This window comes from Blautia obeum ATCC 29174, from assembly GCF_025147765.1.
Lineage (GTDB): Bacteria > Bacillota > Clostridia > Lachnospirales > Lachnospiraceae > Blautia_A > Blautia_A obeum.
This window is the reverse complement of sequence record NZ_CP102265.1, coordinates 2354128-2366335: the sequence shown is the minus strand read 5'-3', so window position 1 is coordinate 2366335 and position 12208 is coordinate 2354128. Positions and strand designations below refer to the sequence as shown.

General features: G+C 37.6%; 8 protein-coding genes and 2 pseudogenes. 8 read left to right on the top strand and 2 right to left on the bottom strand.

Annotated features, from left to right (window positions below; translation table 11 throughout):
• The first annotated feature begins 48 nt into the window (after window positions 1-48).
• From NQ503_RS11440 to NQ503_RS11425, 4 genes are all read left to right on the top strand, one after another.
• On the top strand, window positions 49-234 hold the full coding sequence (locus NQ503_RS11440) for a MerR family transcriptional regulator (protein ID WP_044926134.1): 186 nt from the start codon (window positions 49-51) through the stop codon (window positions 232-234).
• A gap of 98 nt (window positions 235-332) precedes the next feature.
• Window positions 333-752: a hypothetical protein gene (locus NQ503_RS11435; RefSeq protein WP_005427382.1), complete on the top strand. Its 420-nt coding sequence runs from the start codon at window positions 333-335 to the stop codon at window positions 750-752.
• 396 nt (window positions 753-1148) lie between these two features.
• Window positions 1149-4655 (top strand): hypothetical protein, encoded by a 3507-nt coding sequence (locus NQ503_RS11430; RefSeq protein WP_044926137.1) that lies wholly within the window; start codon window positions 1149-1151, stop codon window positions 4653-4655.
• Window positions 4652-6691 carry a hypothetical protein gene (locus NQ503_RS11425; protein ID WP_005427393.1) on the top strand — a complete coding sequence of 680 codons (2040 nt, stop codon included), beginning with the start codon at window positions 4652-4654 and terminating at the stop codon, window positions 6689-6691. The genes NQ503_RS11430 and NQ503_RS11425 overlap by 4 nt, the downstream gene beginning before the upstream one ends.
• Here the strand turns inward: NQ503_RS11425 and NQ503_RS17770 are convergent.
• Window positions 6680-6787 (bottom strand): annotated as a pseudogene (locus NQ503_RS17770) (Crp/Fnr family transcriptional regulator); the annotation flags it as partial. The gene NQ503_RS11425 and the pseudogene NQ503_RS17770 overlap by 12 nt on opposite strands.
• Before the next feature lie 144 nt (window positions 6788-6931).
• Between NQ503_RS17770 and NQ503_RS11420 the strand changes: the two are divergent.
• Window positions 6932-7237 carry a type II toxin-antitoxin system RelB/DinJ family antitoxin gene (locus tag NQ503_RS11420; RefSeq protein ID WP_005427397.1) on the top strand — a complete coding sequence of 102 codons (306 nt, stop codon included), beginning with the start codon at window positions 6932-6934 and terminating at the stop codon, window positions 7235-7237.
• Window positions 7234-7563 (top strand): type II toxin-antitoxin system RelE/ParE family toxin, encoded by a 330-nt coding sequence (locus tag NQ503_RS11415; RefSeq protein ID WP_005427399.1) that lies wholly within the window; start codon window positions 7234-7236, stop codon window positions 7561-7563. Before NQ503_RS11420 ends, NQ503_RS11415 begins: the two co-directional genes overlap by 4 nt.
• Window positions 7564-7604: 41 nt before the next feature.
• Here NQ503_RS11415 and NQ503_RS11410 read toward each other — a convergent pair.
• Window positions 7605-7794: pseudogene (locus NQ503_RS11410) on the bottom strand (terminase large subunit); the annotation flags it as partial.
• A gap of 523 nt (window positions 7795-8317) precedes the next feature.
• Between NQ503_RS11410 and NQ503_RS11405 the strand changes: the two are divergent.
• Window positions 8318-9040, top strand: a complete 723-nt coding sequence (locus NQ503_RS11405; RefSeq protein WP_005427406.1) for an alpha/beta hydrolase — start codon at window positions 8318-8320, stop codon at window positions 9038-9040.
• A gap of 230 nt (window positions 9041-9270) precedes the next feature.
• Complete coding sequence (locus NQ503_RS11400) at window positions 9271-12192, top strand: leucine-rich repeat domain-containing protein (protein ID WP_005427408.1); 2922 nt, start codon at window positions 9271-9273, stop codon at window positions 12190-12192.
• Window positions 12193-12208 lie beyond the last annotated feature (16 nt).

The window sequence follows — 12208 nt, the reverse complement described above, 5'->3', positions numbered from 1 at the left end:
AGGAGGAGTATTTTATCGCTTTATAGAACAAAAATGGAGAGAAAATTTATGGAATTTATGACTGTAAAAGAAGCTGCCACAAAGTGGGGATTATCAGAGAGAAGACTTCAAACTATATGCAATGAAGGAATGGTTCCGGGGGTTATAAAATTTGGGCGATCATGGGCAATTCCAGTAAATGCGCAAAAACCTGTTGATAAAAGAATCAAGTCGGGAAAGTACGTGAAGTCCTGATTTTGGGACATTTGTTATGAGAAAATTATGTCTGGGTATCGAATACTGGTATAAATTATTGTGCACTTGGATTATGTCAAGAAGGAGGCTGATTTTATATGAATGCAGGTTTTTTAGAAATAATAAACCATGGTCAGGAAGAAAAGATCAGACTTTTGCAAAATAAAGTTGATCTATATAGTGCTAATTTAGAACAATATAAACAGAAGTCATATAATGAAACTCAGGTTAGAGTTGATTTTGTGAATTCCTTTTTTCAATTATTAGGTTGGGATGTGCTTAATGAAAATGGTCTGCCTCAACATTTGAGAGAGGTTACGCATGAGGCTAATGTAACTGTTGAAGAAGATGGGGAAAGTAAAAATAAAAAACCAGATTACGCATTCAGAATAGGTACAGAATTATTGTTTTATTTAGAGACGAAGAAACCAGCCGTGGATATCACATCAGATATTCTTCCAGCTTTTCAGTTAAGAAGATACGGATGGAGTGGTAATCTAAAGATAAGTGTTTTTTGAATGCACAAATTGAAAAGTATGGCTCCAATCATTTGATGGATGTTCTATATACAGTATATTTGTTTAATATTAGTGAGCTATTACCATAAATTTTGATCTCTATTAGTTCGTGCTTTACAAAAGCTATTAGAAATAATAAAGAACAGTTTGCAAAAGAGATAAAAGATTCACAAGTGATAGTTGATATGATTATCTTAAAATCCTTTATATTCTATAGCGATGAAATAAAAAAGGATGAGAAGCTGATTAATGCGTACGAGGACATACTATTAGCATTGACAGAAATAAGAAATGAGAAGGCTGCTGTACTATTAGATGAATTTCGAATTCATTGATTTGAGTTTGGATGATAGACAATTTAAAGGAGAAACGCACAATAAAAACTTGGAGGATGCTATGAAACAGGCGATTGTGAATTTTTGCAAGTCAATGGATACCGGATTGTTCTTGCTAGATATGCCGACCGGCTTTGGGAAAACATATAGTGTACTGGATTTTATGGTCGACAATTATGATGCGCCTGAATTCAAGGATAAGAAGATTTTCTTTGTTACAACCCTTAAGAAAAATTTGCCCGATAAAGAGTTGCGTGAACATTTTGCAAGGCGTGGTAAAGCAGATGATTATGATAAATATTGTTTGCGAATAGAAGCGAATGCAGATATGGTTGTGCAAAAATTGGACGCGCTATATCGTGCAAGAAAAATACCGCCGACAATTACCATGAAGCAAGAATTTAAAGATTTACATGGCTCTGTAAAATTATTAAACGAATACAGAGATAAAAAGCGTGAATTAAAAGGAACCAGTAAGGACATTATAAATGTTTTATGCAAGAGCGCAGAGGATGCAATTCGCAAGCAGCAGGAAGGTGCCTTTCGTAAGGTGATAGAAAGCGAGCTGAAGCAGTTCAGGACACCAAAGGAAAAGTTAAAGAATATTGCTAATAATCCTGATTATCATTGGATAGGAGAATTGTATCCAGCAGTATATACGAGAGAAAAACGGATATTTTTTATGTCTATGGACAAGTTTTTCTTGGGGAATACTACGATTATTGAGCCTACATATAGCTTTTACAATAATAATATTACAAAAAATGCAATTATTTTTATAGATGAGTTTGATGCAACAAGAGACAGGTTACTTAATCAGATTATAACAAGAGGCTTAGAAAATCATATTGATTATTTAGGTCTGTTTCATCGTGTATATGCATCTTTGAAGACTAGAGATTTTCCGGCAGAGCTTACTACTGCATCGAAGTTACAACAAACATATCTTGATGAACACAAAAACGCGAAAAATCCTATGGAAATTATAGAAAGATTTGGTGGTGTGTTTGATGAAACATATGACCGTTTTGCGATGCAATATAGCTTCAAAACAGAAGAAGATGGTAAGGGCGATAGAAGTCGTAATTTTATTTTCAATGACTTACAGTTTCATTCGGTATTTGAGGGAGAAAATGCTTTTATTGATATAGATACCGATATGAAGGCAAAACAGAACTGGTTGCGTTTTACAAAAAGAAGACCAACAGAGAAAGATGGTGGCGGATTAAGTTTGCTTGCCAGTGTTAAAGGCTGCTTGACTTATTTTCAGAACGGAGCTAGAAATCTTTCGTTTAATTATAAGCATCATAAGGATGAGGATAAAAGGCCGGGTGACGATGATTATACGTTTGAAAATGCAATTGAGTCAGTGCTGACAGAGTTTCATTTATCAAGAGAACAGATAAGGTATTTGAAGCCTATCGTAATGGGAGGCCAGGTAAAGTCGAAGAAAGATAAAAAAGACAGCAATGGAAAAATGTCGTTAAAGTATTTTGACCGCTCTGTCTATGATAGAGGATTTCGCTATTATGATTTTATAGATGATCCTAATCATAGTATGCGTTCGGAGATTCAGTTATTTGATTTTCAGGATTCACCAGAGCGTATTTTGCTTCACTTATCTGAAAAGGCCCAGATTATAGGCATTTCAGCTACAGCAACACTTGATACGGTTATTGGTAATTATGATTTGGAATATCTTCAAAGGATGTTGCAGGACAAATTTTATGTGATGCCAGAAGTAGATAAGTGTAGATTGCAGGAGTCTTTCCGGACGTTTGTAGCCAATTATGATAAAGTGAATATTCATGTGGAACCGGTTTGTTATAGTACGGATGATACAGCTGAATTAGCAGAGATATTTAACGGAAACGAAGCACTTATAAAGAAGTATGCGGAAAAATTATCAATATCATTTGAGCGCGTTGAATATGCAAAGAATAACTTTATTCGTGTTGTAAAGGTAATGAAGGCATTTGTCTTAAATGATTCGGTTAAATCCTTCTTGTGTCTTAATAATAAATTGCCACAGGAGAATAAGGGGCTTTTTGATATTAAATTATTAGAGGAATTTGCAGACGCTATTATTAAGCTTTATGGTATCAAGGGATTAAAAGGTAAAGACCTGTTATATAGTATAAATAGTGAAGATTATGATGCTAAGCGTGCGGAGTTTATACAGAGATTGTCAAAGGGAGAAAAACTCTTTGTCATATCTTCCTATAATACAGTTGGTGCGGGACAAAATTTGCAATATAAAGCACCGGGGAATGCTACTATCGTGGCAGTTAATGATTACGATAGAGGAGATATGGAAAAAGACTTTGACTGCATATATCTTGAGAAGCCAACAAATCTTCTGGTGAATGTGGATAGCAAAAAGGGGATTGAAGCTGAGAATTTAATTCGTTTTGTATATCAGATGGAATTCTTGATGGAAAGAGGAGAAGTTTCTCGTAAAGATGGTATTGCGGTAATCAAAGATGCTTTTATATGTTTCAGCGGTGGCTATACTTTTTCAGGAAAAAAGGGAGAACCATATAAAACAGATTCCGTAAATAATTATGCGCTTCGAACATTAATACAGGCGGTAGGAAGAATATGTAGAACCGGTCTCAAGAATCCGGATATATATATTTATGTGGATAATACCATTCTAACAGATTACGATTTGTCTATTGTGGAACAACGAATGTTGAATCCTGAATTTGCGGAATTAGTTAAAGTGGGTAAAATATATTATAATGGTCAGGCAAATGAAAATTTGGATATTGCCGTAATGGAAAATCGTGCCGGAACATTAGCACTGAAGGCAATGCAGATTATAAATGAGCTGAAACGCAATTGGACTGATGATAGCATAGACTATTGGAAAGCATTGCGTGAGCTATGTCTTATGAGGCCTACACTAAGCAGAAAAAACGTAGAACAGAATTCGCAATATCAGCTTGTATATATGTGTGCGCCGGGAGAAATTACAGCTTATTCTTATGAGCAAGAAGGAGACTATAATAAAAATATAAATATCAAGTTTGACGGTAGTCTTCCACAAAAGATGTCAGAGGATGAGGTGCATTTGAAAGAGATTATGCAAATCCCAGGAGTGAAAGCATTGTTTGAAAAGCATGGATATGCAACGAGCTTTGTTCCTAATGAGTTTATATTGACGCCACCTATGTTTAATAATATTTATAAAGGTGCCTTAGGCGAAGTTGTTGGTAAATATATTTTAGAACAATATGCAGGAGTAACGTTGCAGGAAATGCCGCCGGAGTTTTTTGAATTGTTTGATTATACCCTAGGTAATGGCGTGTATGTTGATTTCAAGTTATGGAAAGAAACCATGCTAATATCTGCGGAAGAAGAAAAGAAAAGCGTCCTGGAAAAGCTAGATAAGTGTGGAGGAAAGAGAACGGTAATAATCAATATTATGCTTGATCACAATATGCAAATTACGTCTAGTGATAGTGGTAGAATTATTGAGATACCATATTTATATCGGTTGGATAGAAAAGAAATAGGAACTGAAATTATAGCTAAAATAAATCGGGAGGGATATTTGCAATGAGTATAAAGAAACTTTATTCGAATGAACTCCTGGCTTCGTTTGAATATTCCAACATTGACAAAGATTATGATTTTTATTATGTTACAACATCGGATAAATATATAAAAGGTGGAGCTACTTTTCTGGATATTGATGATATAAAGATATCAGCTCTGCAATTTGAAAGTGGAAAGAGTTTTTGGGCTATGCTTCCTAAAAACGCTATTTCCAGAGCTGAGTTTGTACGTTTGTTGAATGCAAAAGAGGATGGAGATAGCTTGTCTATAAAATCTATGACAAGTAGCAGTATACCGGAGTATTTGTTGACACAATTATTTTTGAATGCGTTAACGAGTCCGGTTGATGAAATGATATCCTTTAATAATCTGTCTGGGAAATTATTATGTTTTCGACCTTCATGGCTGAATAAGGATAAGGAGAATTTTATTTGGGGTATGCAGTGCCTTGAGGTGAAAATCGGAGATGATATGTGTGTAAAATTGGTAGCACATAGGTTGACATCACTGGCACTTAAAAAGCAAATGAAATTTGAAAAAAGAAAGTTACAGGATTTTCCGCAATATGAGTTTAGTTATAACAATAATACTTTAAAACGAGTATCTAATGAAAATAAAGACCGTAGAGAAAACTTTATTATTAAACCCGTAGATGGTGAAAGGGGTAGCATTACATTCTTTGACTTTACGGATTATGAAACGTTTTCATGTACCAAGATGGGTGTTTTATATGATATTTTGAATGCCTTACATGATGAATTTGGTAAGTATATTCGTGTTAAATTTAAACAATATAGTATTGACGAAGTTTTGGAATATAAGCGTGCGTCATTGGAGTTATATAAGGATATTGTTAAAAAGGAAGTTTTGAATTCTGGAATTAATATAGTGGATGTTGTACACTCTGAAACTTCTGAAGATTATTTGCAGGATGTAGCGGATGGTATTAATAAAATTATTCCAGAGGCAAAATGTAGCGTTGGTAAAAGATTATCAAAGAAGAAGCTTAACGTACGATATATACATGATAAATCCTTCTATTCAGATTCGGAAGTGGATCCGCATCAAGAAAGCATGGAGGATTATGTTGTTCAGCATATTACAGTAGAGAATTTTAAACACCAATCATCAGCGGCAGTTTATAATATTCTGAAAGAGCTTGTAATTAAGAAGGACATTGCTACGGGTAAAATTACATTGGTGGATTGGAGTCAATACGGATATAAAGCAGACTGGTTATTTGGTGTGGTTGTAGACGGTACATATTACTTCATGACTATTCATCCGGACGGTTCATTTAAAATTGAAGCATTGAAACGAAATCTTTTTACCATGACAGAGTATGATAAATACATGGATTATTTCGGTTTGAATGAAGAGAATAAAAATGATTATAGAGGTGTTATAGGTTTAGTAAAAGATGCAGAGGGTAATATTAATCTTATAAAGGATACCAATATGTATTCTATGCCTGATTATACTGCGATGGGTGATGTGCTTAAGAATGTAGCTAGTGAAGGTAGATTTCCAGGAAAAGACGTAGTAACTTGGCTTCGTCTAGTAATGGATACAACAGATAAAATAAAAGTACACGCAGAATTGGATATAGTTATCCCGCATATCGACGTGAATGCAGAATACACGAAAGCCAATGTAATGGGATTATTCAAAGGAATTACAACAAAGAAAGAAGTTGTGCGCTATGTTTTTGAGAATACCGGTATTATGCTATATGCCTACCTGCGTGGAGAAGAAGAGAGACGCGAGTATCTTTCCGGAAATATAGACATTAATTATTTTGATTATGATGATACGCATGCAAAATATTCAGTTGGTGAAATTGGTAATGGAATGAAATACACAATTGAGAGAGCCAGCGTAGTGCGTGAGATACAGGCGGTAGAAGGCAGCAAGTTAATTTTTAAGAAAGTGTTGCCACTTATGGGAGTAGAGTTTGTAAGGTATGGAATGTTAACGGTTGTTCCGTTTCCGTTTAAGTATTTAAGGGAATATATTGTGAAAGAAGACCTGTGTGATTAAATTGTCTGAAATTATTTTTTTCTGTGCTGTATTTAAGTCGTTCCATAGTGGAAAACAATTTTCGAAGTTCATAACCGTTATCTCCTTTACGAACATAGTATACTTGCTTTTTGGCTGAACTGGAAGCTCGGATTCCAATTCAGCGGCGTATTAAATTCAAAGTTTCGTCATAAAATAATCTATGCAAATGCTTGCAATCGCAAGCAAAAATGAATATAATAAAAAAAAGGAGGCAATACTATGGCAAATACATCTGCTGTTTATGCAAGAATAGATACCAATCTCAAGGATAATGCTGAGAGTATTCTTTCTCAGCTTGGCATTTCTCCATCCAGTGCAATTCAGATGTTTTATAGTCAAATTGTACTGAAGAAGGGTATGCCGTTTGAACTGAAACTTCCTTCTTCTAAGCCATTAGCTGTTGGTGCAATGACCAAAGAACAGCTTGATGCAGAACTCCGGAAGGGTGTAGATTCCATCAAAGCAGGAAAGGTATATTCTGCGGATGAAGTCGATGCGGCACTTGCAAAGGAGTTTGGTATATGACAGATAGCTATAAAGTCGGCTATTCTGTAGATGCACTTGATGACTTACGTGAAATCTATTCGTACATTGCGAATGAACTCCTTGTTCCGGAGACTGCTTCTGCTCAGCTGAGCCGTATCCGAAAAGAGGTTCGTTCATTGGATTTCATGCCAGCTCGCTATGCGTTAGTTGACTGGGAGCCTTGGCATTCGATGAAAATGCATCAGCTTCCGGTAGACAACTTTATTGTGTATTATCTTGTCGATGATAAAGAGAGGACAGTTACAGTAGCACGAATATTCTACGGTGGTCGAGATATCGAAGAAATTATAAATTCAAATAAATAAACAGAAGTGGAGCTTTTTGTGTGAAAACAAGAGCTCCATTTTTATATGAATAAAATTCCTCTGTCATCATAGACAGAAGCGCCTGTATTATTTCCACAGCGGATCGCACGGTCAAGTCCCATGATGGTGGCAACAGCTCCGTCGATTTTTTTCTGTGGATTTTTCTTTGCCTGCCTTTATATTGCCAGCTGGATCAGTGCGGATATAGATGTTGTCCATCATCCAGCGAAGTGTTTTCATGAGATTGTTGTTTCTACAAAACAGGTAGCAGAGAAATTCCTGCCGCCTGCCGTGTTATTGTTTATCTTTATTGGATTTGTATTTAATGATGTCACGGCGGATGTGGTATACCGCATAGCGGATAAGATAGAGAATGATTTTCCCTACGTTATAAATGATGAAGCCATATACCGCTACAAAAAAGGTGTATGCAATGACGTTAGCAATAAATAGATTTAAGATAAGTTAGTGGATGGTCGTTACATGGATCGCACTAATACTGTCTATATTTATGATGGAAAAGATACATGGACAGATACGAATGGTGTGGAGTGGAACCGGGAAGTGAAGTAAAAAATGTGAGTGGGAGGGGGAGGAAAAAAGATGTTAAAGCGTTACAAGATGTATTATAACGAAGCTGTTGGAAAGATAGAAATGATTGGGGAACCAGATTATGATGTCGGGGATTTTAGAATTGGATAATATATAACAAGGATATAGGAAATTTTGTAAAATTAAGGGAGTATTTAAAGCAATGAACATAGCAAAAATTCATGTCTGGAAAGTGCCGGTCCTTTTATATGGAGATTTGGCAGATAGAGTATTGATATATATACATGGACAGGGTGGAAGAAAAGAAGAAGCAGAATCATTTGCTGAAATTGCAACAAATTATGGATGGCAGGTTATTAGTGTAGATCTCCCAGAGCATGGAGAAAGAAAGGATAAGGCAAGATTTGTACCTTGGGAAATTATACCAGAGTTACAGAAAATTATGAAAAGTGCCAAAGAAAACTGGAAAGTAATTGGGATATATGCATGTAGTATAGGTGCGTATTTTTCTATACAGGCGTTTCAGAATACAAAACCTGATATATGTTTATTGGTATCACCGGTTTTGGATATGGAAGATATGATTTCTAATATGATGTTACAGGCACAGGTGACAGAAGAGCAGTTAAAAGAGAGGCAGGAAATCAAAACAGAAACGGGAGTGGTTTTGTCCTGTAAGTATTTGTGCTGGGTGCGAGAACATCCAGTGAAGTCTATCTGCAAAGAAACAAATATTTTATATGGAACTCAGGATGAAATGATCCCGTATAAGATTGTAAAAAAATTTTCGGAAGAAAATAATTGCCGACTGAATTTTGTGGAAAATGGGCAGCCTTGGCTTCATACAGACAGGGAAGCAGTGGCTATGCGGAAGTGGGAACAGACCGTACTGGAAGAAAGCAGAAGTATAATTCCAAATAAATAAATGATTAAAAATATGAATGTGAAAGCCGGAAGGTAACAGCTAAAATGCGGTGTCTTACATTTGAAAAAATTAAACTTTTCTATACGAGAACTGAGTGGAAGCTTAATTAAGTCAAAGCCAGTAAAACCAGTTTTTACTGGCTTTTTTGATAGTGACACCCCCTCCTTTTTTATATATTCTGGTATTAGGAGAACTATTAATCCATACAAGAAGTGAAAGGAGGTAACAGGATGAAAGGTAAAATGCTATTAGGATTAACCGCAATATTGATGCTGACGGGAGCTGCTGTACCGGTAAAAGCAGATGATGTCTGGAAATTTGATGCCCAGCGTTTTGTATTGAAGGAGTACACAGGTACAGAGACGGATGTAGTGGTGTCGGACACTATGGATGAGGGCGTGCCGGTTAAAAGACTGGGAACTCAATTACTGGCTGGCTCAGAGACGCTTACTTCTGTAGTAGTGCCGGATAGCGTGACGATACTTGATGTTGGTGCGCTGAGTTATGATAATAATCTGTCGGAGATAACTTTATCTTCAAATTTGATCAATATCGGGTGGAATGCTATTTCCAGTAATGATGCGCTGACAGAACTCACCATACCGGCGTCGGTCTGTATTATAGACAGCTATGCAGTCAGCGGCTGCTATGCTCTGAAGAAAATCGTGTTTGAGGGTGCATGCCCATTGATAGGTTCAGAGGCTTTTGTAATGCTTTCAGATGATGTGGTAATTTATGTGCCGGATGACCAGATAGAAGAGTATAAGAAGGTTTTTGAAGAAAATAATAAAAATTTGAACATTCAGCCAAGTGGAAAGCCGGCTGTACTTTATTCAGCTGAAGACTATCTGGATACAGAGAATCTGACGTTTGATGCAGAAACGGGAAGCATCACAGGTTATAATGGAATGAATACCAGACTGACGATCCCGGAGAGTATTGATGGTGTGCCGGTAAAAGCAATTGGTAAAAGAGCTTTATGGGAAGATCCTCTTTTAGGGTATGTAACTCTTCCAGAGGGACTGGAATATGTTGGAGAAGATGCTTTTAGTATCACTGATACATTAAAATATGTGGAATTTCCGTCTACTCTGAAAACTATTGATAAGAAAGGTTTTTCATCTTATCGGGGATTCAGGCTGGATCTTCCGGATAGTCTGGAATATATCGGAGAAGAAGCGTTCAGCTATTTTTCGGTAGAAACAGACCTGATCATTCCTGAAGGCGTAAAAGAACTCGGCCCAGGTGCATTTTCAATGGCTTCGAGATTACAAAGAGTATTTCTTCCGGCAAGTTTAGAGAAGATAGGGGATAATTGCTTTAGAAATTCTCCTATTACTTATGTTTATATGGAGGGATTGGAGCTGCCGGAAATTTCGGATACCGCCTTTGATAAGTGCGAATACCTGAGAGACATAGATCTTAACGAAAAATGTACCAAGCAGCAGATGCTGGATGTACAGGCGCTCGTTGATGCACAGGGACTGGAGTGCCGGGTATGGCGAAACCAGAATACAGAGGTTGAATATGCACGCTTTTCTGTTGAAGAGCTTCCGGATGACCCGAGTAAGTTATACTTAACTGGATACGAAAAAGAAGCCGCGAAGGTGCGCAGCTATGATACTTATACAATAGGCGAGGAGGATAAAGGAGTAGTAGGAATCGCCGATGGTGCATTGAAGGGCGATCAGACGATAACCTACTTTGCGGTGCCTCATAACGATGAATTCGTTTACGTTGGAAAAGAAGCTTTTGCAGACAGTATTGTGGAGCATGTAGACCTGTTTGATTCTGTCACCAGTATTGGAGCGGAAGCCTTCCGCAACTGTGCGCAGCTTAAGGAGATCACAATCCCTGCTTCTGTGACGGAGATTGGAGAAAATGCTTTTGCGGGCTGCAGCGGACTGACAAGTGTTAATATTTTATGTGATGTTGGGCTGCTTCCGGAGGGAGCGTTTGCGGATTGCGCAAATCTTACCGAAGCAACTGTGGCAGCAGGAAGTATCCCGGCAAGACTTTTTGAAGGATCAGCACTCGCCTCACTGAATATGGGTGAGGGCGTAACTGAGATTGGTTCAAGAGCTTTTGCCGGAACTTCGCTGAGTGAGTTTGTGATACCTGCAAATATACCAGTCAATGGAGAGGCTCTTGAAGGGATTGAACTGAGTAATATCAGGCTCAGTGCAGATGCGACGGATGAACAGGTGGCTGAATGGAGTGCAGCACTGAATTATCCTTGGTATGACAGAATATGCAGAGTTGGTGAGGAATCCATGCTGGTGAAGATGCCGTATGAACCTCTGCCGGAAGACAATTTTGAATTTGATGAAGAGAGCAGAACGATCACAGCATATGTTGGAACAGCCGTGGATGTTATTATTCCGCGTACGATTGGCGGAGTGCCGGTAGAAAATATTTCTTATAATGCATTTGAAAATACCAGAGATTATGTACATTCAGATATGGAGACAAACCAGAAGGAAGGAGACTGGGTGCCGATGCGCTGCGTGATCCTGCCGGAGACACTGAAATCAATTGAGGACAGTGCATTTACGAACTGTCATGATCTGGAAACAGTGATCTGCTATGCACCTCTGGAAACTACAAATAATGGCTTGTTCTCGGAATGCCAGGGTCTGAAAAAAGTGGTGTTTGTAAACGGAGTACTGCATATGGATAACTATCTGTTTAACTTCTGTAAGAATCTGGAGACCGTATGGTGTAAGAATCAGGTAGACCGGATTGGAATTCAGACTTTTGGAGTAACTCCTATGGAAAGGCTCTGTGTGAATGCCAAAAATATTGATATAAGTGCATTTGCAGGAATGGAGTCTTTGAAAGAGATCCATATCCGTGGTGGAGTTGAGCATATGAGTCTGGGAGCATTTGCAATGCTGCCGTCAATCGAAACAATCTGTTTGGAAGGAATTGATCCAGATGTGATGGAAGATGACTGGGCAAATCTGGGGAACAGCAATCTTACGATTCTTGTACCGGAAGATACTTCAGATGAGCAGCTGGAGGCTATCGGACGGAAGTTCTTAAGCTCAATGATCATCACAGACGGTGCTCAGGTGAAGAGAGGTACCTGTTCAATGCCAGAGGATCCGATGCCGGATATCGCTGAGATGCTCAGTGCATATGGAATCTGATTTAAACCTTAAACAC